Below are 25,179 nucleotides of genomic sequence, written 5' to 3'. Positions count from 1 at the left end.
AGGCCGTGGCAATCGTCAAGTCGAGGCCCTGTGTGGTGAGTCCTCGAAAACAGACTCTTTTCTGGCGTTAAAAGAGGGTTAACCGTTCACCGGGGCCCGGCAGAGTCAGTAAAAGAGGGTAAATTCGCCTTTCGGACTAGTTTTCGGTCCCCATTCGCTTTTGCCGACATGATCTAGTTTCACCGACCTGTCCACCGCTGACCGGGACTAAACAAGACCGGTTTCACGCAGCGGCCCGGTCCGCACCCGCTTCAGATCGGGGCAGCCCCCGGCTCAGCCCTGATGCCAGCACCGCTCCCGCCGCAAACAACATGACGGGCGCCTGGGCGGGCGGAAACTCGGTCAGGTCGGGGCGATTCATCAAGGGCAGGAAGGCCATCAGCGTTGCGCCCAGAAGAACCAGCATGATCAGGTGAACGAGGCCCGCCCAGCCGGGCCCCTCGGTCCGGCTCAGCCCGATATCGACCATCAGCAAGAGTGCATAAAGACCCATCAGCCCCAGTATCAGCTGGGGCGACCGGGCGAGGAGGTCACTCTGGGCCAGCAGGAGATAGAGACCCACGAGCACCAGCGTGTGCACGACCCGGCTCAAACGCCCCCCTGCACGAGCGCGAATACCAATGGTCGTACGCAGGACCTGCAGCGCCCCCAGCGCGGTGAGAAGGGCAAGGAATACAGCATCCATGACCGGATCAACCTCCAACAAATTTCGCGATACGCGTGCCCAAATTCATGAGTTTGATCAGAGTGCCCTGGGGCAGTTTCCGGATCTGGCCGTACCAGTCTGTGAGATTGGACACAAAACTCTCCATGCGCTGGAGGCGCTCAACAGCGCTTTGCGGCGTGTCCGGATCTTCTGCTGCCATGGCCGCGCACTCCTTGAGAAGTGCTATGGTTGGGTCGATTTCGCGTTGTTTGCGCGCCTCAGCGATCGCCATCAACATGTCCCAAGGTTCATGGCTGGCTGTGAAATGATCGCGGCGATCTCCCATCACATGCTCGCGCTGTACCAGACCCAGGACCTGTAATTCCTTGAGAGAGTTGGAGACATTGGATCGGGCGATCTTCAGCGTGTCGGTAATATCTTCGGCATGCATCGGAGTATCGGCCAGATAGAGCAGGGCATGGATCTGGGCAATGGACCGGTTAACACCCCAGCGCGCGCCCATCTCACCCCAGTGAAGAACAAATCGTTGCATGGGTGCGGAGAGGTGCATGGCGGTATCTTTCATTTATTTCTGTGATGAGAGAAATAGCGCAAATGCGGTCTGCCCCCAAGCGCAATATTGTCGCAGGTTCAAAGGCACTCCCGACCTGTCGGAGACGTCACTTGTCTTTGTGACCCATAGCCGGTCACACTCGCTCTTCATCCGATCTGTCAAACTGGGGGAATACATGTTCAAGTCTGTGAGAACGAGCCTGACTGCGCTCGGCATAGCTGTGTCATTGTCAACGAGCACGCTAGCCGATGAGCCGGTGGACGATACCGCAGCCGTCGAAGCGGCCATCCATGCAGTCTATGACGTGATCTCCGGGCCCGTCGGCGAAGAACGAGACTTCGAACGGATGCGATCCATGTATATGGACGGTGCCGCCATGGGTGCGGTTGGTCCCGGACCGGACGGGCAGGGGCGTGGCCGGGTGATCACGCTGGACGATTATATCGAACGCAGCGGCCCCTGGCTGGTCGAAAACGGGTTCGTAGAAGTGCCCACACGCACCGACATCTCGGTCTGGGGCGAGATTGCCACCGCCCGTTCGGCCTATGAGGGCACCAACAGCGCAACGGGCGAGACGTTCCTGATCGGCGTCAATTTCATCACGCTGTTTAAGGTTGAAGGCGAATGGAAGATCGCCTCCATCCTCTGGCGTACCGAAACGGATAACTGGCCTGTCGAAGCCGCCTTCGACGATTGATCGTTGCAAGCCGCACCAAAATCAAAGCCCCGGCCAGATGGTGACCGGGGCTTCGCTTTTTTGAACTTGGGGTCGGCACAAAAGCCGGTCCCGTATTTCTGTGCGGAGCCTTATTCGGCGTCCGTGGATGAAGCCTCATCCATCAGGCGCTGCATGAGGAACACGTAGAGCATGGCATCACGGCGAGCGGTTTCGCTGAGGTCAGCCGCAGCGGAGTGACCGCCCTGCGTATTCTCATAATACAGGTAGTCATGACCGAGATCGGACAGGAGATGCGCCATTTTCCGCGCATGACCAGGATGGACACGGTCGTCCTTGGTCGAGGTGTAGATGTAGATCTCCGGATACTCACCGTTCGCATCCACATTGTGGTAGGGCGAGATTGAACGCAGGAATGCGCCTTCATCCGGGTCTTCCGGATTACCATACTCACCCATCCAGGAATTGCCGGCCAGCAGCGTGTGATAACGCAGCATGTCAAGCAACGGCACAGCCGAGACAACGGCATTCCACAGGTCCGGACGCTGGGTATACATCACACCCGTCAGAAGACCGCCGTTTGAGCCCCCATACACACCCAGATGCTCCGGAGAGGTCAGACCCCGGTCTGCCAGATCTTCAGCAACTGCGATCAGATCATCGTAGATGCGCTGACGATCCATTTTCAGGCCAGCCTGGTGCCAGGACGGACCAAACTCGCCGCCACCGCGGATATTGGCCACGACATAGGCGCCACCGTTTTCCAGCCACAGTCGACCCCGCGATCCGGAATAGGACGGACGGATCGAAACCTGGAAACCGCCATACGCGTACAGCAGGGTCGGGGTGGACCCGTCCATGACCGTATCTTCAGCGCGAACAACGAAATAGGGGATCATCGTGCCATCGGTAGACGCGACTTCGAGCTGCTCAACCACCAGGCCTTCGGCATCAAACCGGGCCGGGATGGACTGGGTCGGCTCAACCTCAAAAGACGTCAGATCCAGCGAGTAGAGCGTGTCCGGCGTCAGGAAACCTTCGGCATTGAAGAAGACGAGGTCTTCCTGATTATCGGCAGAGCTGACGCTGATCGTCATATTGTCCGGCACCGGCATGGATTGGGACGACCAGGAACCATCGGCGAAGGTAAAGGCTTCCAGACCCCCCACCACGTTTTCATCGATCGACACGAGAAGTGCAGACCGGGTGGCAGAGACAGATCCCAGGGATTGACGCTCACGCGGCACAAAAACCGTCTTCACAGCCGGAATTTCGCCGGTCTCAACAAAGTCCGCGAAGGTGAAAGAGAGGAGAGCACCGGAAGGATAATCCGTTCCCAGATGGGTCCAATCCTCTTCCAGCGTGAACACCAGCTCACCCTGGTACAAGGTCTGGACGGAGGATTTCGTCGGCAGACCTAGCTGAACCGGATCGGAATCGATCGGCAAATACCACCAATTGGTATCGTAGAACGTGGTGGCCTGAGACGCCATCAGATAGGCCGTGCCATCACTGTCTTCCGCACGGAAGGCAAACAGGCCCACATCTGACTGATTGCCCCGTACCACTTCCGTGGCTTCGGACAGGTCCGTACCCCGGGTCCAGAGATAAGAGACGGACGGATAGCCCGATGCCGTGCTGTCAGCGTCAGACGTCGCCAGACCCACAAGAACATGGTCCTCATCCACCCAGGTCACGCCGCCCTTGGCTTCGGGCGTGACAAAACCACCCTCGACAAAGGCGCGATCTGCGATGGAAAATTCGCGGCGCACCGCGGCGTCCGAACCGCCATCGGACAGCGTGATGATGCAGCGATCATAATCCGGGGCAAGACAGGACGAGCCGCGCCAGACCCAGTTGGTGTCCTCGGCTTCGGAGAGCGCATCCACATCGAGGATCACATCCCATTCGGTCTCATCCGACAGATAGCTGTCCAGCGTCGTCCGACGCCACAGTCCATGCGTGTTCTCGGCGTCACGCCAGAAATTCCAGACATAGCCGGCATAATATGCGCCATAGGCAATGCGGTCTTCGGACTGGTAGATTTCCAGCGCCTGGTCGAACAGGCCCTGATAACGATCATCACCTTGCAGGCGATCAAATGTCCGCTCGTTCTCGCTCTCGACCCAGGCCAGGGCCTCATCGCCTTCGACGTCTTCCAGCCAGACCCGCGGATCATTGGCCGGATCGATCTCGACAATGGCGCGTTCATTGACGGGCATGTCAGTATCGCTCACATCTTGTCCTTCATCAGTGCCGGTATCCGCCGGCGGGTTACAGGCAGCTAGGCTGATGGCAGCCAGAGCCGGCCAGATAGTGTGGCGCAGTCCCATATCGATCTCCCCTCGAAATTGCAGGTTGGCGCTATTAACCCCGGACGGAGGCTGGACGTAAACCCCGCAGAGCGGTATCGCAGCACGATGCGTGCGTGGAAAATGAATGGAACGGGAAATGCCTTTCTTCTGCTCGACCAAAGAGCAGTCGCAACCCCCCGTGAACCCGACGAAAACCTGGTCCGTAGCTGGGCGCAACAGCATGGGTTCGACCAGCTGATCTGGCTCGGTCCGGACACCAATAGCGATGCCCGTCTGCGTTTCTGGAACCGGGATGGCGGCGAGGTGGGCGCCTGTGGGAATGGCACACGCGCTGCCGGCTGGCATGTCATGCAATCAGATCAAACCCAGAATGCCTCTCTGCACGCGGATGGGGGCCGATTGCTCACCCGGGAAGCGGGGCCCATGAACATCACCGTCGATATGGGCGAACCGCGTCTTGACTGGCCCTCCATCCCCCTCGCCCGGGCCATGGAGACTCAAAAACTTGATTTTTCTGTCGAACACCAAGGTTATCGGGTCTGTGATCCCGGTGCGGTGAATATGGGCAATCCTCATGTCGTGTTTTTTATCGACGACATGGACGCCTTGCCGATTGAAGGTCTAGGCGCACTCATCGAGACACATCCGCTGTTTCCCGAACGGGTTAATGTCGGTTTCGCACACATTCGATCGCCGGGTGAGATGCGGCTACGGGTGTTCGAACGCGGTACCGGTGTGACCCTGGCCTGTGGTACGGGGGCCTGTGCCGCCCTCGTGGCCGCCCACCGTCGGGGACTGACCGAACGAACCGTCCGGATCGAAGCCGATGGCGGATGGCTGAGCGTCGACTGGAATACCACCAGCAATCATATCCATCTGACGGGCGAAGTTGAACGCGAAGAAAGCGTCGAGCTGAACTGGGAGACCTGACATGACTGAGATCGAATGGACCATCTACCTGTCTGGCGAGATCCATACGGACTGGCGCGAACAGATCATCTCCGCCTGTGAAGCGAAAGATCTGCCCGTGAATTTCATCGGCCCGGTCACCGTGCATGAAGACAGCGATGATTGCGGCGCTGTGATTTTGGGCGAGGAAGACAATCCGTTCTGGCGGGACCAGAAAGGCGCCCGCATGAACGCCATTCGGACTCGTACCCTGATGGAAAGTGCGGATCTGGTCGTCGTGCGTTTCGGGGAGAAGTACAAACAGTGGAATGCCGCCTTTGATGCAGGCTATGCTGCGGCTCTCAACACCCCTTACATCACCCTGCACGACCCCGCGCTCACCCATGCCCTGAAAGAGGTGGATGGCGCTGCCCTGGCCACCGCCCAGGATCCGTTGCAAGTCGCAAAAATCATTGAATACGTCACCACCGGCCGTCTTCAGCGCCGCTAACGACGACTAGTCCGCATCCAGCAATGTCCGGATCGCTTCACCGAGCTGGGCGGCCTCATCCGCCCGGGCCGACCCCTTGCGCCAGGCGATACCAATCTCCCGACCCACAATCGGAGGATCGAAGGGTTTCACCGTCAGGCCCAGACGATCAACCAGGCCGGCCTTGACGGCCATGGCGGGCAGGAGTGTTGCGCCCAGCCCGGATTTCACCATTTGCACCAGCGTGTGCAGAGAGGTTGCGGCAAAATCCGAACGGGCAGCCCCCGCCGAACAGGCCGACAGGACATGGTCACGCAGGCAATGTCCGTCCTCCAGCAGCAATAGCGCCTCCGACGACAGATCCTCGGCCGTCAGCGGCACCCGCTTGGCCAGCGGATGGTCCGGTGCACAGGCAAACAGGAATTCATCCGAGGCAATGGCACGCGAGGAGATGATCGTCGACTCATAGGGCAGGGCGATCAATGCCGCATCGAGACGCCTGTCCCGTAAGGCTTCAGTCAGGCGGCCTGTCAGATCTTCACGCAGAAACAGTTCCAGATCCGGGAAAGTCCGGCGCAGGGTGGGCAGGACCTGGGGCAGGAGGAAAGGCGCGATGGTCGGGATGACACCCAGCCTGAAGGGCCCGCTGAGAGGTTGACCCGCCGCCTGGGTCGCTGTGACGAGATCTTCTGCCTCGGTGAGGACGCGTTTGGCACGCTCCAGTGCGGCTTCTCCGGCCGGTGTGAGGCTGGCCCCGCGCGCGCCGCGTTCAACCAGAACCGTGCCAAGAATGGCTTCCAGCTCCTTGATCCCTGCCGAAAGCGTCGGCTGGGTCACAAAGCAAGCCTCGGCCGCGCGGGAGAAACTCCCTTTGTCAGACAAGGCGATAAGAAATTGCAATTGGCGCAGTGTGGGGAGCTGGGACATGATTATCGATATAATTTATGGGTACCCCAAAAACAATCCATTGGATTGATGCACAAAACAGGCGCATATCCGCCGCGAACCAACAGCAACCCCGGACGGTCCGGGGCCAAACACAGGAGAATGTGATGCTGGGTGTCGGCGAGAAACTGCCTGAATTCGAAATCACCGGTGTGAAGCCGGGCTTCAATGCTCACGAAGAGAATGGCGAGTCCGCGTTTGAGACGATCAATCAGGACAGCTTTGAAGGCAAGTGGAAGGTCATCTTCTTCTATCCGAAGGATTTCACCTTCGTGTGCCCGACCGAAATCGTTGCGTTCGCCAATCTGAACGACGAGTTTTCCGACCGTGACGCTGTCGTCCTCGGTGGTTCTGCAGACAATGAATTCTGCAAACTGGCCTGGCGCCGTGAGCATCCGGACCTGAACAAGCTGGGCATGTGGCAGTTTGCCGACACGACCGGCTCCCTGATCGACGCGCTGGGCATCCGCTCTGACGAAGGCGTGCCGCTGCGCGCAACCTATGTTGTCGATCCGCATGGTGTCGTTCAGCACGTCTACGTGAACAATCTCAATGTGGGCCGCGCGCCGGAAGACACGCTGCGTGTTCTTGACGGCCTGCAAACGGACGAGCTGTGCCCGTGCAACCGTCCGGTGGGTGGCGACACCCTCTAAAATGCCTCCAAGGCCCTGAAAATGGGCCGGAGCGGGGTCTTTGATGCACCCCCCGAGACCTCCGGGGCGGGCAGAGCGTTGTTCTGTCAACCCGGGGGTTTCTTTGTGCCCGAATTCCAAGAAAGGAACCGCCATGAGCCTGGACACTCTCAAAAACGCCCTGCCGGACTATGCCAAGGACCTGAAACTGAACCTGTCCTCCATGGCCCGCGAAACAGCCCTCACGGATCAACAAAAATGGGGCACATTTCTCGCCTCGGCCCACGCGATCGGTGAACCCGCGACGCTGAAAGCCATTATCGGCGAAATTGGCGACCAGCTGGATGACACCGCCCGGACCGGCGCAAAGGCCGCGTCCGCCATCATGGGCATGAATAATGTCTACTACCGGTTTGTACACCTGGCCTCGAACAATGAATACTCGACCATGCCGGCTCGTCTGCGCATGAACATCATTGCCAATCCGGGTGTGGACAAGGCGGATTTCGAACTGTGGTCCCTCGCGGTATCCGCGATCAATGGCTGCGGCATGTGTATCGACAGCCACGAGGCGGAATTACGCAAAGCCGGCCTGACCAGCCAACAGATTCAAGCCGCTGTCCGGATTGCAGCGACTGTTAACGCTGTTGCCGCCGTCATTCGCGCAGAAACTGCCGAAGCGGGTTGATGAATTTTGTGTTACTGAACTCAGATACATGAGTTAAAGATCTGAATAAGTGCGTAAATTCGCGTTCAGTTGCGATTGTTGTTTCATTTCGTTTTATTCCGTATAATGACGGAATGTCGATCATCGAACGCGATATTCACCCGCTACCACAGCGTGCTGACCCCGATCAGCACGCCATGCGGGGCGGTCGGACCTGGTTTTCCGGGTCCACGATCGAGAGTGCGCGCCATTTCGATGACCTGCCGCTCTGGCGCTTGTTATGGCCAGCGGCCCTGGGCGTGATCCTCGCACTGCTGGCCCTGTATGCCCTGACCCCGCTCATGGCCGGACTGCTCTGGCTTGGCGCGGGTCTGGGTCTAGCTGGTGCAGTACGAGGCCTCACCGCGCGTTATCGACTTCTTGATCACCTGACCGAGCTCAAACCCAGCCGCAAAGATTGACCCTGACCGGTCAGTGACTAGTGTGCTGGCCAAAGCGTCCACGTCGGACGCCGTGATTTCGGGGAGTGATCATGGGTTGGTGGTTTGGCATGAAATTGTGGCAGCGCGTCCTGATCGCGCTGGTGCTCGGTGTGGTGTTCGGACTGGGTCTGAGCCAGATCATGGGTCAGGACGCTGCAACTCAGTTTCTTGACCAGCGTGTCCGCTGGATTGGCGATCTGTTCATTCGCCTGATCCGCATGCTCATTGTCCCGCTGATCTTCACCACCCTGGTCTCCGGCGTGATCGCGATGGGTAATCCGGCCAAGCTGGGCTCACTCGGGGTCAAGGCGCTGTTGCTTTATTTCACCACGACTATCTTTGCCAACATTATCGGCCTGGTCTTCGGAACGATTTTCCAGCCCGGTCGCGGCGCCGATCTGGCAGGCGTTGACGCTGTTCCGGTTGCGACTGAAGCGCCTTCGCTGACCGAACGGCTTCTGGCCATCATCCCGACCAATCCGGTTGCGGCACTGGCAGATGGGAATGTTCTGGCCATTATCTTCTTCTCCGTTCTGCTGGGTGTGTCCATCCTGGCCACGCGGGAAGAGGGAAAACCGCTGGGAACCCTTTTCAACTCCGCTTCAGACGTCGTTCTGAAGATGACCCACTATGTGATGGAAGTGGCACCGTTTGGCATTTTTGCCCTTGTCTCCTACACCGCCGCCAGCCAGGGCTTGGAAGCGCTGCAATCCATCCTCACACTGATTGTGGCTGTATATCTGGGTCTGCTGGCTCACCTCCTGATCACCTATGGTTTCCTGGTGCGCGTGGTCCTGGGCCTTCCCTTCTTCCGCTTCCTGCGCGGCCTGACCGACCCGATTGCCGTGGCCTATTCCACAGCCTCATCGTCGGCGACCCTGCCGGTAACCATTGCTGCGGCATCGGACAATCTGGGGGTCAAGAAATCCGTGGCCGGTTCTATCCTGCCGCTGGGTGCCACCATCAATATGGATGGTACGGCGCTGTATCTGGGCATCCTGGCGCTCTTTACAGCCCAGGCCTTCGGGTATGACCTGACCCTGGCAAATTATGTGCTGATTGCCTTCACCGCCGCTGTGGTGTCCATCGGTGCGGCCGGCATCCCCTCGGCCTCCCTCTTCCTGCTGGCAATTGTGCTGGAAACTTTCGGCGTCACGCCCGAGCATACCGCGATCATCGTCGGCTTTATTCTTCCTGTAGACCGGATCATGGACATGGCGCGCACAGCTGTGAACGTGACGGGTGATGCCGCTGTCGCAACAGCCGTGGCAAAATGGGAAGGCGAGCTGGACGAGGAGTGTTTCCGCGAACCGGCAAAGGTCTGACCCTTCCCAGGGCGGTCCCTACCATTTGAAACAAGGAAAAGCCCGGCCGATGGCCGGGCTTTTTTCAACATTGTGTCGGTTCAAGCTGCGTCCAGTCGCTGACCCCTGAGCAGACGGGGCGGATCACCCGTCTCGCCCCCGGCTTGCCGCATGAAAAATCGACGGGCCGGCCCGATCTTGTTGACCAGGGACAGGCCCAGTCCTCTCACCCGGCGCAAGGGTTCAATATCGTTGGAGAAAAGGCGGTTGAAAATATCCGTACCCATGGCGAGCGTGGCGCTGTCGAACCGTCGCCAAGCCTGATAGCGCGACAAGGTCGCCGGAGCGCCCAGATCCAGACCACACCGACGTGCATCTGACAGCACTTCGGCGAGTGCGGCTGTATCACGAATACCCAGATTGAAACCCTGCCCGGCCAGGGGGTGAATGCCGCGAGCCGCATCGCCGACATAGGCAATCCGGTCCCCAAAAAAGCGTTCCGAATAGGTCAGCCCCAGCGGATAGGTAAACCGCGGCCCCTCTGGCCGCACCTCTCCGAGGAAGTCACCAAACCGCTTCTCCAGCTCCTCCTGGAACCCCTCAGCCTCCAAACCCACGATCGCATCCGCCGTCTCCGACGCCTCGGTCCAGACCAGCGAGGAACGATTGTCAGGCAGTGGCAGGATGGCAAAGGGTCCACCCGGCATGAAATACTCATACGCCACACCGTTATGCGGTTCGGCATGACGCACCGTGGTGACAATACCCTTCTGATTATACATCCAGCCCGATGTGCGGATTTTCTCCTGCTGACGTATCCGCGAGAACCGTCCATCACACGCAACAAGAAGCTTGCCCTTCAGCACGCGCTGGTCCGCGAGAAAGACATCCACCCCATCCGATCGGGCATCGAACCGCTCCACCGCGACCGGTGCGAAAAACTCGGTTCCACCCTCTTCCCGCAAGGTATCGAGCAGGGCGATACGGGTGTGACGATTTTCGGCCATCCAGCCCAAGGGTTCACCGGTCTCACCGTCTGAGATCTCTCGCCTGTCGAAGTGCAGCGTGTCTGGCCCCGGTCCACCCGGCCGCGTGCCTCCATAGGGTCGGCCATCACAGACCAAGATGTGTTCGATCCGCGCCGTGTGGGGTTTCAGACGCTCAGCAACACCCAATGCCTCGAACAATCGCCAGGATGTGTAGGCCAGCGCCGAGGCCCGACCATCAAAGTCAGGAGCGAGCTGTGTCTCATAGGGCTGACGGTCGACCAGGGCGACACTGAGCCCGGCCTGGCGCAGGGCCAATGCGAGCGTCATTCCAGCCAGTCCGCCGCCCGCAATCACCACATCGCCATCAAAGGCGGTTTCGGTCTGATCGGTGTGTGTCATCATGACTGCGAAGAATAGGCAGATCCACGCGAAAAAAAAGCGGCCATGCTGCCGCAGTCGCAGATCGAAAGGGTTAAGCCGCGTTTACCCTCTTGGAAGACTCTGCCGGTAAAATCCGGCCCCATGTCGAGATCAGCTGTTTCCGATACCGAGTTCGAGGATGACACGGCCGCGTCCGGTCCGGGTTTGGTGACCCGTCTGCGCGCCTGGCTGGTCGGATCCGTCATGTTGCTGGCAGGTCTGTATCTGTTTGCCGCCTTGCTGAGTCACAACATCCTGGACCCAAGCTGGAATGTGGCCAGCGATCAGCCAGTCCGCAATTGGATGGGACCCGTTGGTGCAGGGATCTCGGACACCTTGTTGCAAACCCTGGGCTGGGCATCCGGTGGTCCGGCCCTGGCGCTCAGCTTGTGGGGTGGATTGCTGCTGGCCCAATCGCCTCGGCCGCGCGGTCGGCTGGTCACCGCCCTTCGCTGGATGTTTGCTCTGGTGGGCACGCTGGGATTTGCTGCCGCAGTCAGCGCCTTGCCGCTGCCCCAGGCCTGGCCTTATGCCGTTGGACTGGGGGGTGTGTCGGGAGATATGATGCTGCAGACTCTCAGTGCCCCGATCCGCGCACTGGACCTACCAGCCGCGACATCTATCGGCGCACTGCTCGGCCTCGTCCTGGCGATCGCCGGAGTCTTTTTCACCTTTGGACTGAGGCCGGCCGACATCACGGCTGCCATGGACGCCGCCCAGCTTTTCTGGGCCACCGTGCGTGTTTGGATCGATTCACTGGCCGGTCGGGGCATGGACCTGATGCGTCTGATGGGGCTCTCCCCCACGGACGACACCGTGGAACGCAATCACTCTGAACCGGTCTTGCGTCAGGCCCTGCGCGCAGCTGCCGAAGATACGGTTCTACCCGCCGTTGCCGTCAATCGGTCCACCGACACAGATCCAGAGCCTGTTCGTCCGTCTACTGAACACGTTGACACCGAAGACGCGGACCCCGGCAAGCATATCAAGGTCGCAGCGAGCAAACAGGCGCGTCAGAGCGACCGCGATATTCGTGAAGCCCAAGGTGCCTTGCCCTTCGTAAAAACAGAAGGTTTCAAACTGCCTCGGCTGGATCTCCTGTCCAAACCTGCCGTTCGTACCGGAGCCATCGACGAAACAGCGCTGCGCCAGAATGCCGAATTGCTTCAGGGCGTGCTCTCTGATTTCGGCGTGAAGGGCGAGATTGTCCAGGTCCGGCCGGGTCCGGTGGTCACGCTGTATGAATTCGAACCGGCGCCTGGCGTGAAATCCTCTCGTGTAATCAATCTGGCCGACGATATCGCCCGCTCCATGAGCACAATGGCCGCTCGTGTTGCCGTGGTGCCGGGACGCAATGCCATTGGTATTGAACTACCCAATCCCAGCCGGGAAACAGTCTTCCTGCGGGCCCTGCTCAACGCGAAAGCATTTGAGGAGACAAAGGCTGACCTACCCATGGCGCTGGGTGAAACCATTGGCGGTGAACCCTTTGTCGCTGACCTGGCACGCATGCCCCACCTTTTGATCGCCGGTACGACCGGCTCAGGTAAATCGGTGGGCATTAATGCCATGATCCTCTCGCTACTCTACCGCCTGCCTCCGGAAGAGTGCCGCATGATCATGATCGACCCGAAAATGCTCGAACTTTCGGTTTATGATGGCATTCCCCATCTCCTAGCCCCCGTCGTCACCGATCCCAAGAAAGCTGTCGTCGCGCTCAAATGGGCCGTTCGGGAGATGGAAAGCCGCTATCTGCGCATGTCCAAGGTGGGTGTGCGCAATGTGGCTGGCTTCAATGAACGCGTCGCTGAAGCCAAGGCGCGTGATGAAGACCTCAGCCGGACCGTGCAGACCGGGTATGACCGGGAAACCGGCGAACCCATCTATGAAACCGAGAGCATTCCGGCAGAAAAAATGCCCTATCTGGTCATTATCATCGATGAAATGGCCGATTTGATGATGGTCGCCGGCAAGGATATCGAGGGTGCCGTTCAGCGTCTTGCCCAGATGGCCCGGGCGGCCGGCATCCACTTGATCACCGCCACACAACGCCCCTCCGTCGATGTGATTACGGGCACCATCAAGGCGAATTTCCCGACCCGGATTTCCTATTCCGTGACCTCGAAAATCGACAGCCGGACCATTCTGGGCGAGCAGGGCGCCGAGCAATTGCTGGGTATGGGTGATCTTCTCTACATGGCATCCGGCGGTCGACTTCGACGTCTTCACGGCCCCTTTGTGTCCGACCGGGAGGTTGAAGAGGTCGCCAACTTCCTCAAAAGCCAGGGTGTTCCCGATTATCTAGAAGCCGTCACGGAAAGTGATGACGAGCTGGAGGGCGGTGATAGCGGCGAGGATATCGATGTCGAAGCAAGCCTGTTCGATCAAGCCGTGGCCATTGTTGCCCGCGACCGAAAAGCTTCGACCAGCTATATCCAGCGTCGTCTTCAGATCGGTTACAATCGTGCGGCAACCCTGATTGAACAAATGGAACAGGAAGGCATGATTGGTCCGGCGGATCATGCGGGACGACGGGAAATCTTCCTGCCCGAACATGACGCTGCATGACAATTCAGAAATCTAACCGCGGATGAATGATACGGTCTTGCTCAAGCCGCAATCACAGTCCAGCTTGCGCCCATGAACACGCTACTGACCACCGCCCTGATGTCCTTCAGCCTTCTTGCCGCGCAAGAGGCCGAACCTCTTCCATCTGCCCAGGACGTGGCATCCCCGTCCCAGGCTCTGCCCGCCCAGTCACAAACAGGGCAGGTACAAACGGATCAGACTCCGTCTGAGACAATGACAAGCCCGTCACCCGTGCTGTTTGATGCGGACCAGGCTCTGGTCGAGATCAATGCCTGGATGAATTCTATCGACACACTGCAGGCCCGCTTTCACCAGGTCTCGCCCGATGGCAGTTATGCCAGTGGTCTCCTGTCCATCCAGCGCCCGGGCCGCTTGCGCTTCGACTATGATGATCCGAGCCCGTTTCTGATCGTTGCAGATGGTTCAACCGTTGCCCTCCAGGATCAGGCTCTGGAAACCACAGACCGGGCGCCCTTGCGGTCCACGCCGCTGTGGTGGATTCTCAAGCGCGATATAGACCTGTCTGAAGATGCCGAGGTGACGGAAGTTTTCGAGGAAGCCGGGTCGATCTATCTGGGTGTTCGCGATCCCGACGGCGAAATGGACGGAGAAATACTGTTCCGCTTTGATAGCATGTCCCATGCCTTGCAAGAGTGGTGGGCGACCGACAGCCTGGGTCAGACAACACGTTTGAGCCTCAGCGAGGTCAATACGGGTCTGCGCCTCGACCGTCGCCTGTTTGTCCTGGATGATGATGGTTCCGATTCCCGTCGCGGACGCCGCTAGCGCGACTTCTTAACAAACCACTGCGACATATTCGCCACAGGCAATTCCTTTCTCATTTTTTATTTGTCTTCTTTTGGAACGTGTGGCGTTATAGTGACGCTGACTGAGGGCGACATGGATCGGCGTCGTCCCCCCGCTTGCGGATCCGTCCCACAGTCGCGCCGGACTATCCCCTCCCGGCGCATGCGCTGACACCGGCGCAAGGCTAAGCGCCCGGCCTCCCCCCCTCGAGGTCGGGCGCATTGCTTTTCTCCTCCCTTTGCCCACCGCTTTTGCCAGTCCATCCCTTTCGCTCACGCGCGACGGGGTCTAGATATCGGACATGGATTTTGAAGATGATGATCGCGTTGACGCCGATATCCCGCGTCTGCTGGAAGAAATTCCTCTGCTCTATCGCGTGCGCGCGTTTGCTGACGGCCTGAATGCGCATTCCTGGTTTTCGCGGCTTGGCGAACACCTGGATGAGCGTGAGAAACATCTCGCCCGTCTCTATCTCGACGGTCTGGGGTTCCCCGATGCCGATCCTGCTCTTGTAGAGAGCTGGGAAGAGGCCGGGTACGCAGCAGAAAACCCTGAGATGAATTCCCAGGCCTGGGAAGCGGAAGAAATGTTGCGCTCCGGACTCGTTGGACGGGCTCTGGAACGCCTTGATGAAAGCGCGGTCCAGACGGCGCTGACCTATGTGGCGCAAGCCACCGCTGACAATGCCCGTGAAGCCATGGAAGACGCCGCTCATATCGCGGATTTGGAAGATGAAGCCCTGATCCAGGCCGGAGCCGGGGCACTTGTTCAGGCGGCCAATGGCGCCGCCCTGGTCGTTCTGGCGGAAGCTGAGGATGACGACGATCCTCATCCGTTTGTGGCCCGCTGGCGTCTGTTTGCCCGGGGTCGTTGGCCCATCGGGCTCATCGGCTCGAGCTTCAACATCCTCTAGGCCCCGGACATGGCGCGCACTCGCATCAAGATCTGTTGTATTTCATCGATCGAGGAAGCGCGTCTCGCTGTAAAAGCGGGTGCTGATGCCCTAGGCCTGGTCGGCCCCATGCCCTCCGGACCCGGCACGCTGGATCTAGATACCATCGCATCGCTGTCCCGCCAGATTGTTCCGTCGGTCTCCCGCTTTCTCCTGTCCAGCGACACAACAGCGGACGGCCTCATCGCCGCAGTTGATCAAGCTGGCACGGATACGCTTCAAGTCGTCAGCCCTGTCGAACCCGACGTGCTTACACAGATCCGTGCACACAGGCCCTTTGTTCGCCTCGTCCAAGTGCTCCATGTCGGGGGAAAAGAAACACTGTCTCTGGCTCGGGCCTACGCGCACACCGCCGATGCGCTCTTGCTGGACAGCGGGCGCCCCAGCGCTGCCATTCCCGAACTCGGCGGCACTGGACGCACGCATGATTGGGAAATCAGCGCCAAAATTGTTGCTGATCTAGTTATTCCGGTCTTCCTCGCCGGCGGTCTGACCCCCGACAATGCCGCAGACGCCATTCGTGCTGTTCGCCCCTTTGGCCTCGACCTGTGTTCGGGAATACGTACCTATGACAGGCTCGACCCCGTCAAACTCAACGCATTCATCGCTGCGGTTCACGCAGCCTGACTTGTTCTCAGGAGATCCCCATGGCCGCTCTACGTCTTGCCAGCTGGAACATCAATTCCGTACGCCTGCGTGCGCCCATGGTCGCGGAGTGGGTGAAACAGGCCGATCCCGATGTCCTGTGCCTGCAGGAAATCAAGTGCCAGAACCATGAATTCCCTGAAGGGACGTTTCGGGAGATGGGTTTTTCCCACTTTCATGTACGCGGCATGAAAGGCATGCATGGCGTGGCCATTGCGTCAAAGTATGAACTCGAAGACCTGCCCGATGCCGATCTATGCCCCAAGGGCGAAGCCCGTCATCAGCGCGTGGGTGTAGAGGGGTTGGAACTCCATAATTTCTACATCCCTGCCGGAGGGGATGAGCCCGATCCGGAGACCAATCCGCGTTTTGCGCACAAGATGGAGTTTCTGGCGCGGATTGAAGCCTATTTTGCGTCGCGCAAGACGGAGAATGCTCCGCTCGTTCTGGTCGGCGATTTCAATATCGCGCCTTATGAACATGATGTCTGGTCGCACAAACAACTTCTGAAAGTGGTTTCGCACACGCCGGTCGAGACCGATGCCCTGGAGCGTATTCGCCTCGCCGGGGAATTCTCGGACATCGCGCGGGAGCTCGTGCCGATGGACGAGAAACTCTATTCCTGGTGGAGCTATCGCGCCCGAGACTGGCGCAAGGCCAATCGCGGCCGCCGACTGGATCATATCTGGGCCGCGCCGGCCGCCCGGGACCGCGCCCTGGCCACCGGGCGTGACGGATTCCAGATCTGGGAAGACGTGCGCGGTTGGGAGAAACCCAGCGATCATGCCCCGGTCGTGCTGGATTTCGGCGATTAAGGATCACGTTCGCGTTGAGCGCCTTGCCGGTCGATATTCGCCGACGGATAGTCAATACGCGTATTGAACGGAGATCGAGATGACGATGGCATCTGTCCGACGGGCTCTTGTGGTGATGATGATCGTCGGGCCGGTGCTGACACTCATCAATCAGTGGGACCGCCTCTGGACGCAAGGTCCCGCACCTCTTCAGACGGGTCTGACCTTTCTTGTTCCCTTTGCCGTATCACTGGTCAGTGCCTGGCTCGCCAACCGCGATGCAGACACAAAAAATGCCGCCAGTAAAAGCTGACGGCATTTTTACGCTGCATCATGCAGGCAATCAGGTCTGGAGGCGATAACCCCCACTCTCCGTGACCAGGAGACGCGCGTGCGCGGGATCAGGTTCGATCTTCTGGCGCAGGCGGTAGACATGGGTTTCCAGAGTGTGTGTGGTCACAGCCGGATTGTAGCCCCAGACCTCGTGCAACAATTCATCACGCGGCACGGGCTTGCCCCCCGACCGGTAAAGATATTTGAGAATATTGGTCTCTTTCTCGGTCAACCGGACTTTCCTGTCATCGCCTGTGACCAGCAATTTCATCGCCGGACGAAACTCATACGGTCCGACCTGAAAGACGGCATCTTCTGACTGTTCGTGACTGCGCAGATGCGCCCGGACACGGGCCAGAAGAACCGAAAACTTGAACGGTTTGGTGACATAGTCATTGGCGCCAGATTCAAGGCCCAGGATCTGGTCCGCATCCGTATCTTGCCCTGTGAGCATCATGATAGGTGCTGTGACACCGTTCTTGCGCATCAGGCGACAGGCTTCACGGCCGTCCATGTCAGGCAAATCCACATCCAGAAGAATCAGATCAGCCCGTTCATCCTTGGCCCGGTTCAGGCCTTCGCTTGCGCGATCAGCCTGGATGGTCCGGAATTCCTCGTGCAGGGCAAACTGCTCGATGAGGGCTTCCCGGAGGTCGTCATCATCATCGATGACCAGAATAGTTTTTTGTGCGCTCATGTCCCTAGATCATGCTGATTTCGTCCAACAAGGCAATTCCTGCCGGGCGGTAAATTCGACCCGGTTATTTTTTCCGGTTGAATTCGTCCAATCATCCTATTTTGGCGTCGATTCGTGGCCTGATATTTGCTCACAAAACAGCGAGTTCGCGTCAGCGGACTGTGTTCCGTGGTGGGGGAGGCGAAGGGGACGCGGCGCCTGTTTCAGGTGTAAACCGTGTCCCTCGCCAACCCGCGGTCCTCAGCATGTCAGATAATTCCCTGTTCTACGCAACCCCCGACGGGGTGTTTCATCTGGGCGAAAGCCGGGTCCGTGCCGCAATTGGCAAGGCGGGCGTAATCAGCGCGATCGAGAAGTGTGAAGGGGATGGAGCGTCGCCCTTGGGTTTCTATCCCGTACGGCGCGTGTATTACCGCGACGATCGAGTTGAACGCCCGATTACACAACTGCCCTGCCGGGCGATACGTCGCGATGATGGCTGGTGCGATGACCCGTCAGACCGCGCTTACAATCGTCCGGTTCGCCTGCCTTACAAGGCCTCCGCGGAGACTCTGTGGCGTGAGGACGGACTCTACGACATGATCCTCGTTCTGGGACACAATGATGATCCACCCGTGGCGCCACGCGGCTCGGCGATCTTCCTACATTGCAAGCGTGGCGATTATGAACCCACGCAAGGCTGTATCGCCCTGTCGCCTGAGGATGTCCGCACCCTGTTGGCGCGTCTGAAACCGGGCGACCTTGTCGGCTTCACATCCGGCGATCAGGACTGACGTTCACCAAACAGTGCCGATCCGACCCGAACCGAGCTTGCCCCAAGCCCGATGGCGATCTCGAAATCACTGCTCATACCCATGGACAAAGACGTCACGCCAACCTCTCGAGCGAGCTTTGCCAGAAGGGCAAAATGAAGCCCCGCCGGCTCATCGACCGGGGGAATGCACATCAGACCGTGAACGCTCAGACCGTGAACTTCACGAAGGCGTGAGAGAAAGGCGGGCAGTTCCAAGGGTGTCACACCAGCCTTCTGGGCCTCTTCACCGGTATTCACCTGGACATAGAGCTGCGGGTGTCGGTCCTGGCGACGGATCTCGCGGGCGATCGCGCCTGCGATCTTGTCTCGATCAATCGTCTCGATCACATCAAACAAGGCCACGGCATCGGCCGCCTTATTACTCTGCAACGGGCCGATAAGACGCAATTCCAGGTCCGGATAACGCTCACGACGGGCAAGCCAGTGGTCTTGGGCTTCCTGAACACGGTTTTCACCGAATACACGCTGTCCTGCCTCCAGCATCGCCTCGATACGCGCATCAGGCTGACGCTTGGAGACTGCCACCAGCTGACATTCCGAAGCGCTGCGACCAGCGTCTTGCGCGGCCTTGGCAAGGCGGGCGAGAATGTCTGACCGCCGCGCGGTGATTTGGGAAACAAGATCCGACATGCCCCGCACATATGACGACGCACGGACTATGGCAAGACAGGCACATCGGGTGTTTGCCGTGCGAAATCCCGATCACAGACCTCTGATCCTCATGAGTGACCCGGGACGTATTCCGGATGTGCTGGAACACGCACAGCGGCTGCCCCGGGGGGGAATCTATGTGCTCCGCCATTTCGGTCGTGAGGATATTCTCTCCGACCTGCCCGAACTTGAGCGTATCGTCCATGAACGCCAAGGCTTGTTTCTGGCGTCTTGGATGTCCGGACTTGTCTCATGCAAACATCTGGACGGGTTCCATTTTCCCGAGCGACATCAGGCCTGTGCCGCACGACTCCGTGCCCGGGGCGATAAACGCTTTTTCACGGTCTCTGCCCACTCTCCGGGCGCAGTGCGCAAAACGCTCTCACTCCACCCGGGCGCGGTTATCGTGTCGACGGCTTTTAGTAGCCAAAGTCCTACGGCCACCCGGCCTTTGGGTCCCTGGAGACTTGCCTGTCTGCAATCGAAGTTCAAAGTTCCGGTCTACGCGCTGGGCGGTATCACGCCTGTCACTCTGAAGCGCTTGAATGGATTGGGTTTGTCAGGTGCCGCAGGCGTGAGCAGCTTTTAACCGTTAGAACCGCAGAGCGGATTCAAACTTCACTTCCGGTTGATGCTCTTCGATCAGCGGATCAGAGTCAGGAAGGTCCGGCGAAGAAAACCGCACATGTCCACCAAAGCGGAACCGGTCTCCCACGTTCACAAAAGCGCCTGCACGCAATTCTTCTGTTTCGAAGATGGGATTATCTTCCAGAGCGCCGGTGATGTTGGCACTTGTGCCTTCTTCAACCTCAAGAACAAAACCCCAGCGTCCGCCTTCAGACTGCCAGTCAAACTTCGTGCTGTTCGACCAGAGCTCCTGGATGTCGGCGTCAGACGCAAACTCGAAACTATCGAACGTCCGGCCCTCAGTCTCCGGTACAAAGGACGACACGGAGTTCTCTGACGAGTCTTGAGAGAAAGCGGGGGCACACAAGGACAAGCCCAGAACAAGCGCAGACGTCGCTTGGACCAGTCGTCCAGCGCGTCGGGCTTTACCCAGCTCATCCGTATGTGTGGTGAAAAACACCGTGCTCATCTCCAGTCCCTCATACCCGACTACATCACAGGTCAGCACCTGTCACAGGGGATTCTGCGCCCCGTACGGTTTTCACCGTACGACTGTGGCCGATATGTCAAAATTGGACGCCAAACTCGATAAAGAAAGTGTCAACGCGAGAGGAGTTGTTCAAGAGTGTGGTCGATGAAACACGGTTCATCTTCTGTCTACTAACCTGCCAGCCCGCTCCCGCGACAAAATGGTCACCAATCAGCCGTGATGTCCCGATCTGAACGGTCTCTCCATCCACCGAGAACAGATCATCCTCAAAACCAGACCACTCAATCGTACTCAGCCAAAGTCCCTGCTCGAATCCGGCTGACACCGACATCGCGTGATACCGGGCGTCATCCGACCAGCCATTATTACTGACCAGATAGCGCATTCCAGCTTCCAGACCGCCACTGTCCAGGTCGTATCGCGCCGAGAGCCCTGCTGAAACGGTTGAAAAAGCATCGGGCCGGGAACCATCGTCCCGGATCAGTTTGGACTGACTGAGTGCCTGGCTCCAGTCAGCAGAAATAGCCCATTCGACACCCGCACGCTCAATCTCGTATCGGAAGGCAAGCTCGATCACATCTTCCGCGACGGGTTGAACTTGGCCCTCAGGCCCAAAGGCATCACGACACACCTCGGCGAAACATCCTTGGGTGTCGGGTGTAAAGGATACAGCCACCCAAGCCGAGCCAACGGAGCTCGCCTGACCCAGTTCCACACTTTGAACGGTCAGTTTGGGCGAGCGGCTCGATGTCTCATTGATCGTGCGTGTCGCATCAATCCCTGTTGTATTCACCCGGCCGGCATCGGCCCGTGTCAGGCGAAACGCCGTGGGCCCTCCTGCCGGATCTAAGCGCGCAGCGCCCGGCCCATACCCCAGATGCGCGTCAAACCATCCCGTTTTCAAGGTGAGAGAGGCTGTTTCCAGAGAGGCCCGGTTACGGTCGGGTGAAATCTCTGTCACAGGCCGGAAACCCGAATACCCCGCAACAATCGGTCTGAGGCGAGAATTAAGGCGAACCGACGGGCAAGCTGCTGGATCCAAGTCACAGAATGGGAGGGGCTGCCCCAACGGATCACCCAGCGTATTGCGGTTCCATCGTCCCTCGAAGTTCAGCTGTACCTGCCACCCGTTTTCCAGATAGTGCTCGCCAAGCAAGCGCACTTCCAAATCGGACAACAGGGCTGGATCAACGTTATCTGAAAAGGCGTAGACCAAGCCTAGATCACCATCGATCGTCAGATCGGTATTTGGTGCGTCAGGAAGAAGATCTTCGGATGTGAGGAAAAACGTGTCGTCAAATGCAAAAACCGGCGGAGCCGCTAGCGCAACAGACAGAATTCCGACACTGATCGTGCCCAATGTCCGCATCGCACTCACGGCCCCACCGATTGGCCCCGTCCCCCCGGACGTTGGCGCTAACACACGCGACCGGCGGCAAAAGATCAAGGGCCCCAGACGGTAAACAGACCCGTTAGCGCGTTCATGTTGCAAACACGCCACGGTTAACTTGAGTGTCGAACGGCGCTGGCGTCGCTCAGAACGCGTGCTATACAGTGTGCTCAAACTGCTGCAAATGCAGCCCCATCCCCTGTTGCGGCCTGCGCGGCCCGGATAGTTTTTAAGGAGTCATGGTTCATGACCGATCGCCGGTTCATCAGCGCCATTCTCGCGGCAAGCGTTCTTGTTCTTCCAGCCTGTACATCCAACAACGCTTCGTCGGATTCCGGCAGCGGTTCGTCCTGGATCCCGAGCCTGCCCTCGCTGGGCTCCAGCTCCTCAGAACTTCCCGAAGGCATTGGCGTCAATGGATTTCTCTGGCGTGCGAGCCTGGATACGATCAACTTCATGCCGTTGGAGGAAGTCGATCCGTTTGGTGGTGTGATCATTACTGACTGGTATGCCAATCCTCAGATGCCAACTGAGCGTTTCAAACTGACAGTCTATATCCTCGACACACGCCTGCGCGCGGACGCACTGGCTGTGAACGTGTTCCGCCAGGTCCGCTCCGAGGCTGGTGACTGGATTGATGCACCGACCAGCGATCAAACAGCGATCGATATCGAGAACGCCATTTTGACCCGCGCCCGCCAGCTGCGAATTTCTTCGCTGGACAACTAACCTCTATTGAAGGGACGCGGTTCGCCGCGAACCGCGCCTATGACACGTTACAATCCCCGCGAGGCTGAGCCAAAATGGCAAGAGGCCTGGAACGCTCATGATTCCTTCCGCGCCGTCGGGCCGGACAGTGGGAAGGAAAAATACTACGTCCTTGAGATGTTTCCCTATCCGTCCGGACGTATCCACGTCGGGCATTCGCGCAACTATACAATGGGTGATGTCGTAGCTCGGTATAAACGGGCGCGGGGTTTTGATGTTCTTCATCCAATGGGATGGGACGCCTTTGGTCTGCCCGCAGAGAATGCAGCGCGGGAACGGGGCGTCCATCCAGGTGGCTGGACCTTCGACAATATCGATGTCATGCGCGGCCAGCTTCAGCGTCTCGGACTGGCACTTGACTGGTCCCGCGAGATCGCAACCTGTTCCCCAGAGTATTATCGGCATCAGCAAGCGATCTTCACCCGCCTGCTGGAGCGTGGCCTGGTCTATCGTAAGACAGCCAAGGTCAATTGGGACCCGGTTGACCAAACCGTGCTGGCGAATGAGCAGGTCATCGACGGCAAGGGCTGGCGCTCTGGCGCCGAGGTCGAGCAAAGAGAGCTCGACCAATGGTTCTTCAAGATCACAGAATATGCTGATGAACTCGCAGAAGCCCTGAACGAACTGGATCGCTGGCCGGACAAGGTTCGCACCATGCAATCCAACTGGATTGGCAAATCCCTGGGTGCCGAGGTGCATTGGGCGATCAATGATGCGTCCATTCGCGAAGTGCATGGCAATGATATCACGGTCTTCACAACACGTCCGGATACGCTGTACGGCGCCTCCTTTGTCGCGCTGGCACCGGATCATGAGATCGTAAAGGCCCTCGCGGACAAAAACCCTCAAATCGCCGACTACGTGGCCCAATGCCAGAAGATGGGCAATACGGAGGAAGAAATCGAGAAAGCTCCCAAGCTGGGAGTCGATCTGGGCTTCACCGTGACACATCCGCTCGATGACAAGTGGGAAATCCCCGTCTGGTCAGCCAATTTTGTGCTGTCCACCTATGGAACAGGCGCCATTTTCGGCTCGCCGGCCGGTGATCAGCGCGATCTCGACTTCGCCCGGAAGTACGAGCTTCCCGTGACCCCGGTCGTTCTACCGGCTGACACCCAGCCCTCGGAACATGTCATTGAAAATGAAGCCTATACCGGGTCGGGCACGCTGTATAACTCGCGTGAGCTGGACGGCCTGACCACCGAGGTCGGTATTGAACGTGTGGTTGGCATTCTTGAAGAGAAGTCTCGGGGTAAGGGAGCGATCTCCTATCGTCTTCGCGACTGGCTCGTCTCGCGCCAGCGATATTGGGGATGTCCAATCCCGATCATCCACTGTGATGATTGCGGTGTGGTCCCTGTTCCCGATGATCAATTGCCCGTCGAATTGCCCAAGGATGTGACGTTTGATCATCCTAGCAATCCGCTAGAACGACATCCGACCTGGAAACACACCCACTGTCCAAAATGCGGTAAACCCGCACGGCGGGAAACAGACACGCTGGATACCTTCGTCTGTTCTTCCTGGTACTTCCTGCGCTTTACCTCGCCCCACACCACGGATCTGCCCTTTGATCCGTCCGACGCCGCACACTGGATGCCGGTTGATCAGTATGTTGGTGGTGTCGAGCACGCCATCCTCCACCTGCTGTACGCCCGCTTCTTCACGCGTGCGCTCAATGACGCGGGCCTCGTTCAAATGGACACGCCAGAACCCTTTTCCGGTCTGTTCACCCAAGGCATGGTTACACACGCCTCCTACAAATCCGAGGACGGTCGCTGGCTGGCGCCAACAGAGGTTGAGGAGAAGGACGGAGAGTTTTTTGAAATCGCGAACGGCAAAGCCGTGACCCAGGGCGCGATCGAGAAAATGTCCAAGTCCAAAAAGAATGTCGTCGATCTGGACACATTCATCGCGGATTATGGAGCGGATTCCGCTCGTTGGTTTGTCCTATCGGATAGCCCACCCGAACGGGATGTAGAGTACACTGATAGCGGTGTTGAAGGCGTTTGGCGCTTTATCCAACGCCTCTGGACAACGGTTGATTCCTTGCCTGAAGCTGCTCCCGGCCCGCTGACAATTGCGACCGAAGCCGCTGGGCCGGCTCTGGACGTTCGTAAAGCTGCGCACAAGTCCATCGAAGGCGTTACAGACGCGATTGAGGGCTTCCGATTTAACTCAGCCGTCGCTCAGATCCATGATCTCGTAAATGCACTACGCAAGGCAACAGGTGAAGACGAAGACATACTGGCGGCCCGGTCTGAAGCCTTGGGCATTCTCGCGCGCCTGATCTCACCCTTCATGCCGCACCTCGCCGAAGAGTGCTGGGCTCGTCTGGGCGGTGAGGGACTGATCATTGATGCGGACTGGCCGGTTGCCGATGCCACCCTCCTCGTCGAAGACAGTGTCGTCATGCCCATTCAGATCAACGGCAAGAGACGTTCGGAAATCAGCGTGCCGAAAGGTTCTGACCAGGAAAGCGTGAAAAATCTCGCCCTGTCACAGGAAAGCATTGCGCGCGCGCTAGAAGGCCTTACGGTTCGCAAAGTGATCGTCGTACCTGATCGGATCGTCAACATCGTCGCGGGATAAAG

General features: G+C 58.6%; 26 protein-coding genes. 17 read left to right on the top strand and 9 right to left on the bottom strand.

Going from position 1 to position 25,179, the window contains the following annotated elements; all coding sequences use genetic code 11:
* Nucleotides 1-223: 223 nt before the first annotated feature.
* Complete coding sequence (locus tag RMQ97_RS01125) at nt 224-685, bottom strand: hypothetical protein (protein ID WP_413658985.1); 462 nt, start codon at nt 683-685, stop codon at nt 224-226.
* Between the two features lie 7 nt (nt 686-692).
* A complete protein-coding gene (locus RMQ97_RS01120; RefSeq protein ID WP_413658984.1) occupies nt 693-1,232 on the bottom strand; it encodes a GbsR/MarR family transcriptional regulator in 540 nt (179 codons plus the stop codon).
* 163 nt (nt 1,233-1,395) lie between these two features.
* Here RMQ97_RS01120 and RMQ97_RS01115 point away from each other — a divergent pair, with 163 nt between their 5' ends.
* A complete protein-coding gene (locus RMQ97_RS01115) occupies nt 1,396-1,917 on the top strand; it encodes a hypothetical protein (RefSeq protein ID WP_413658983.1) in 522 nt (173 codons plus the stop codon).
* A 110-nt stretch (nt 1,918-2,027) separates the two neighbouring features.
* On the opposite strand, the gene RMQ97_RS01110 is transcribed toward RMQ97_RS01115, so the two are convergent.
* Nucleotides 2,028-4,229, bottom strand: a complete 2,202-nt coding sequence (locus RMQ97_RS01110; RefSeq protein WP_413658982.1) for a prolyl oligopeptidase family serine peptidase — start codon at nt 4,227-4,229, stop codon at nt 2,028-2,030.
* 87 nt (nt 4,230-4,316) lie between these two features.
* Between RMQ97_RS01110 and dapF the strand changes: the two genes are divergently transcribed.
* Nucleotides 4,317-5,141, top strand: coding sequence for a diaminopimelate epimerase (gene dapF / locus RMQ97_RS01105; RefSeq protein ID WP_413658981.1), 825 nt, complete (start codon nt 4,317-4,319; stop codon nt 5,139-5,141).
* 1 nt (nt 5,142) lies between these two features.
* On the top strand, nt 5,143-5,610 hold the full coding sequence (locus RMQ97_RS01100; protein ID WP_413658980.1) for a YtoQ family protein: 468 nt from the start codon (nt 5,143-5,145) through the stop codon (nt 5,608-5,610).
* Between the two features lie 6 nt (nt 5,611-5,616).
* On the opposite strand, the gene RMQ97_RS01095 is transcribed toward RMQ97_RS01100, so the two are convergent.
* Nucleotides 5,617-6,516 carry a hydrogen peroxide-inducible genes activator gene (locus RMQ97_RS01095; RefSeq protein ID WP_413658979.1) on the bottom strand — a complete coding sequence of 300 codons (900 nt, stop codon included), beginning with the start codon at nt 6,514-6,516 and terminating at the stop codon, nt 5,617-5,619.
* Between the two features lie 125 nt (nt 6,517-6,641).
* Between RMQ97_RS01095 and RMQ97_RS01090 the strand changes: the two genes are divergently transcribed.
* From RMQ97_RS01090 to RMQ97_RS01075, 4 genes are all read left to right on the top strand, one after another.
* The gene (locus RMQ97_RS01090; protein WP_413658978.1) at nt 6,642-7,187 is read left to right on the top strand and encodes a peroxiredoxin; all 546 of its coding nucleotides are present in this window, start codon (nt 6,642-6,644) and stop codon (nt 7,185-7,187) included.
* 133 nt (nt 7,188-7,320) lie between these two features.
* Complete coding sequence (locus RMQ97_RS01085) at nt 7,321-7,854, top strand: carboxymuconolactone decarboxylase family protein (protein ID WP_413658977.1); 534 nt, start codon at nt 7,321-7,323, stop codon at nt 7,852-7,854.
* Between the two features lie 113 nt (nt 7,855-7,967).
* Nucleotides 7,968-8,294, top strand: a complete 327-nt coding sequence (locus RMQ97_RS01080) for a hypothetical protein (protein WP_413658976.1) — start codon at nt 7,968-7,970, stop codon at nt 8,292-8,294.
* A gap of 71 nt (nt 8,295-8,365) precedes the next feature.
* Complete coding sequence (locus RMQ97_RS01075; RefSeq protein WP_413658975.1) at nt 8,366-9,640, top strand: dicarboxylate/amino acid:cation symporter; 1,275 nt, start codon at nt 8,366-8,368, stop codon at nt 9,638-9,640.
* An 80-nt stretch (nt 9,641-9,720) separates the two neighbouring features.
* Here the strand turns inward: RMQ97_RS01075 and RMQ97_RS01070 are convergent, their stop codons facing one another.
* A complete protein-coding gene (locus RMQ97_RS01070) occupies nt 9,721-11,010 on the bottom strand; it encodes a UbiH/UbiF/VisC/COQ6 family ubiquinone biosynthesis hydroxylase (protein WP_413658974.1) in 1,290 nt (429 codons plus the stop codon).
* Between the two features lie 120 nt (nt 11,011-11,130).
* Here RMQ97_RS01070 and RMQ97_RS01065 point away from each other — a divergent pair, with 120 nt between their 5' ends.
* From RMQ97_RS01065 to RMQ97_RS01040, 6 genes are all read left to right on the top strand, one after another.
* On the top strand, nt 11,131-13,596 hold the full coding sequence (locus RMQ97_RS01065; RefSeq protein WP_413658973.1) for a DNA translocase FtsK: 2,466 nt from the start codon (nt 11,131-11,133) through the stop codon (nt 13,594-13,596).
* 72 nt (nt 13,597-13,668) lie between these two features.
* Nucleotides 13,669-14,403, top strand: a complete 735-nt coding sequence (locus RMQ97_RS01060) for a LolA family protein (protein ID WP_413658972.1) — start codon at nt 13,669-13,671, stop codon at nt 14,401-14,403.
* 322 nt (nt 14,404-14,725) lie between these two features.
* Entirely contained in the window at nt 14,726-15,337 is a 612-nt protein-coding gene (locus RMQ97_RS01055) for a hypothetical protein (protein ID WP_413658971.1), read from the top strand.
* Between the two features lie 9 nt (nt 15,338-15,346).
* Nucleotides 15,347-16,003, top strand: a complete 657-nt coding sequence (locus RMQ97_RS01050; RefSeq protein ID WP_413658970.1) for a phosphoribosylanthranilate isomerase — start codon at nt 15,347-15,349, stop codon at nt 16,001-16,003.
* A 20-nt stretch (nt 16,004-16,023) separates the two neighbouring features.
* Complete coding sequence (gene xth, locus RMQ97_RS01045) at nt 16,024-16,836, top strand: exodeoxyribonuclease III (protein ID WP_413658969.1); 813 nt, start codon at nt 16,024-16,026, stop codon at nt 16,834-16,836.
* Nucleotides 16,837-16,915: 79 nt separating this feature from the next.
* Entirely contained in the window at nt 16,916-17,128 is a 213-nt protein-coding gene (locus RMQ97_RS01040; RefSeq protein ID WP_413658968.1) for a hypothetical protein, read from the top strand.
* Nucleotides 17,129-17,158: 30 nt separating this feature from the next.
* On the opposite strand, the gene RMQ97_RS01035 is transcribed toward RMQ97_RS01040, so the two are convergent.
* Nucleotides 17,159-17,845, bottom strand: a complete 687-nt coding sequence (locus RMQ97_RS01035; protein WP_413658967.1) for a response regulator transcription factor — start codon at nt 17,843-17,845, stop codon at nt 17,159-17,161.
* 245 nt (nt 17,846-18,090) lie between these two features.
* On the opposite strand from RMQ97_RS01035, the gene RMQ97_RS01030 reads away from it, so the two are divergent.
* The gene (locus tag RMQ97_RS01030) at nt 18,091-18,618 is read left to right on the top strand and encodes a L,D-transpeptidase family protein (RefSeq protein WP_413658966.1); all 528 of its coding nucleotides are present in this window, start codon (nt 18,091-18,093) and stop codon (nt 18,616-18,618) included.
* Here RMQ97_RS01030 and RMQ97_RS01025 read toward each other — a convergent pair.
* Nucleotides 18,609-19,289, bottom strand: a complete 681-nt coding sequence (locus tag RMQ97_RS01025) for a YggS family pyridoxal phosphate-dependent enzyme (RefSeq protein WP_413658965.1) — start codon at nt 19,287-19,289, stop codon at nt 18,609-18,611. The two genes, RMQ97_RS01030 and RMQ97_RS01025, sit on opposite strands and share 10 nt — an antisense overlap.
* Before the next feature lie 91 nt (nt 19,290-19,380).
* On the opposite strand from RMQ97_RS01025, the gene RMQ97_RS01020 reads away from it, so the two are divergent.
* Nucleotides 19,381-19,899 carry a thiamine phosphate synthase gene (locus tag RMQ97_RS01020; protein WP_413658964.1) on the top strand — a complete coding sequence of 173 codons (519 nt, stop codon included), beginning with the start codon at nt 19,381-19,383 and terminating at the stop codon, nt 19,897-19,899.
* 3 nt (nt 19,900-19,902) lie between these two features.
* On the opposite strand, the gene RMQ97_RS01015 is transcribed toward RMQ97_RS01020, so the two are convergent.
* Both RMQ97_RS01015 and RMQ97_RS01010 read right to left on the bottom strand, forming a co-directional pair.
* Nucleotides 19,903-20,406, bottom strand: a complete 504-nt coding sequence (locus RMQ97_RS01015) for an NtrZ family periplasmic regulatory protein (RefSeq protein ID WP_413658963.1) — start codon at nt 20,404-20,406, stop codon at nt 19,903-19,905.
* Nucleotides 20,407-20,503: 97 nt separating this feature from the next.
* On the bottom strand, nt 20,504-21,805 hold the full coding sequence (locus tag RMQ97_RS01010) for a hypothetical protein (protein ID WP_413658962.1): 1,302 nt from the start codon (nt 21,803-21,805) through the stop codon (nt 20,504-20,506).
* Nucleotides 21,806-22,063: 258 nt separating this feature from the next.
* Between RMQ97_RS01010 and RMQ97_RS01005 the strand changes: the two genes are divergently transcribed.
* Both RMQ97_RS01005 and leuS read left to right on the top strand, forming a co-directional pair.
* Nucleotides 22,064-22,546 carry a DUF3576 domain-containing protein gene (locus tag RMQ97_RS01005; protein WP_413658961.1) on the top strand — a complete coding sequence of 161 codons (483 nt, stop codon included), beginning with the start codon at nt 22,064-22,066 and terminating at the stop codon, nt 22,544-22,546.
* A 39-nt stretch (nt 22,547-22,585) separates the two neighbouring features.
* Entirely contained in the window at nt 22,586-25,177 is a 2,592-nt protein-coding gene (leuS, locus tag RMQ97_RS01000) for a leucine--tRNA ligase (RefSeq protein ID WP_413658960.1), read from the top strand.
* Nucleotides 25,178-25,179: the final 2 nt, after the last annotated feature.

Origin of the sequence: Maricaulis sp. D1M11 (genome assembly GCF_047308265.1) — a bacterium.
Classification (GTDB): domain Bacteria; phylum Pseudomonadota; class Alphaproteobacteria; order Caulobacterales; family Maricaulaceae; genus Maricaulis.
Note: the sequence above shows the minus strand (reverse complement) of the source record. Positions and strands in the feature narration are given on the sequence as shown.

Excerpts from the sequence above, each read along its gene's own strand:
- RMQ97_RS01125 (WP_413658985.1), bottom strand. The coding sequence starts at position 685 with ATGGATGCTGTATTCCTTGCCCTTCTCACCGCGCTGGGGGCGCTGCAG.
- RMQ97_RS01120 (WP_413658984.1), bottom strand. The coding sequence starts at position 1,232 with ATGAAAGATACCGCCATGCACCTCTCCGCACCCATGCAACGATTTGTT.
- RMQ97_RS01115 (WP_413658983.1), top strand. The coding sequence starts at position 1,396 with ATGTTCAAGTCTGTGAGAACGAGCCTGACTGCGCTCGGCATAGCTGTG.
- RMQ97_RS01110 (WP_413658982.1), bottom strand. The coding sequence starts at position 4,229 with ATGGGACTGCGCCACACTATCTGGCCGGCTCTGGCTGCCATCAGCCTA.
- dapF (WP_413658981.1), top strand. The coding sequence starts at position 4,317 with ATGCGTGCGTGGAAAATGAATGGAACGGGAAATGCCTTTCTTCTGCTC.
- RMQ97_RS01100 (WP_413658980.1), top strand. The coding sequence starts at position 5,143 with ATGACTGAGATCGAATGGACCATCTACCTGTCTGGCGAGATCCATACG.
- RMQ97_RS01095 (WP_413658979.1), bottom strand. The coding sequence starts at position 6,516 with ATGTCCCAGCTCCCCACACTGCGCCAATTGCAATTTCTTATCGCCTTG.
- RMQ97_RS01090 (WP_413658978.1), top strand. The coding sequence starts at position 6,642 with ATGCTGGGTGTCGGCGAGAAACTGCCTGAATTCGAAATCACCGGTGTG.
- RMQ97_RS01085 (WP_413658977.1), top strand. The coding sequence starts at position 7,321 with ATGAGCCTGGACACTCTCAAAAACGCCCTGCCGGACTATGCCAAGGAC.
- RMQ97_RS01080 (WP_413658976.1), top strand. The coding sequence starts at position 7,968 with ATGTCGATCATCGAACGCGATATTCACCCGCTACCACAGCGTGCTGAC.
- RMQ97_RS01075 (WP_413658975.1), top strand. The coding sequence starts at position 8,366 with ATGGGTTGGTGGTTTGGCATGAAATTGTGGCAGCGCGTCCTGATCGCG.
- RMQ97_RS01070 (WP_413658974.1), bottom strand. The coding sequence starts at position 11,010 with ATGATGACACACACCGATCAGACCGAAACCGCCTTTGATGGCGATGTG.
- RMQ97_RS01065 (WP_413658973.1), top strand. The coding sequence starts at position 11,131 with ATGTCGAGATCAGCTGTTTCCGATACCGAGTTCGAGGATGACACGGCC.
- RMQ97_RS01060 (WP_413658972.1), top strand. The coding sequence starts at position 13,669 with ATGAACACGCTACTGACCACCGCCCTGATGTCCTTCAGCCTTCTTGCC.
- RMQ97_RS01055 (WP_413658971.1), top strand. The coding sequence starts at position 14,726 with ATGGATTTTGAAGATGATGATCGCGTTGACGCCGATATCCCGCGTCTG.
- RMQ97_RS01050 (WP_413658970.1), top strand. The coding sequence starts at position 15,347 with ATGGCGCGCACTCGCATCAAGATCTGTTGTATTTCATCGATCGAGGAA.
- xth (WP_413658969.1), top strand. The coding sequence starts at position 16,024 with ATGGCCGCTCTACGTCTTGCCAGCTGGAACATCAATTCCGTACGCCTG.
- RMQ97_RS01040 (WP_413658968.1), top strand. The coding sequence starts at position 16,916 with ATGACGATGGCATCTGTCCGACGGGCTCTTGTGGTGATGATGATCGTC.
- RMQ97_RS01035 (WP_413658967.1), bottom strand. The coding sequence starts at position 17,845 with ATGAGCGCACAAAAAACTATTCTGGTCATCGATGATGATGACGACCTC.
- RMQ97_RS01030 (WP_413658966.1), top strand. The coding sequence starts at position 18,091 with ATGTCAGATAATTCCCTGTTCTACGCAACCCCCGACGGGGTGTTTCAT.
- RMQ97_RS01025 (WP_413658965.1), bottom strand. The coding sequence starts at position 19,289 with ATGTCGGATCTTGTTTCCCAAATCACCGCGCGGCGGTCAGACATTCTC.
- RMQ97_RS01020 (WP_413658964.1), top strand. The coding sequence starts at position 19,381 with ATGAGTGACCCGGGACGTATTCCGGATGTGCTGGAACACGCACAGCGG.
- RMQ97_RS01015 (WP_413658963.1), bottom strand. The coding sequence starts at position 20,406 with ATGAGCACGGTGTTTTTCACCACACATACGGATGAGCTGGGTAAAGCC.
- RMQ97_RS01005 (WP_413658961.1), top strand. The coding sequence starts at position 22,064 with ATGACCGATCGCCGGTTCATCAGCGCCATTCTCGCGGCAAGCGTTCTT.
- leuS (WP_413658960.1), top strand. The coding sequence starts at position 22,586 with ATGACACGTTACAATCCCCGCGAGGCTGAGCCAAAATGGCAAGAGGCC.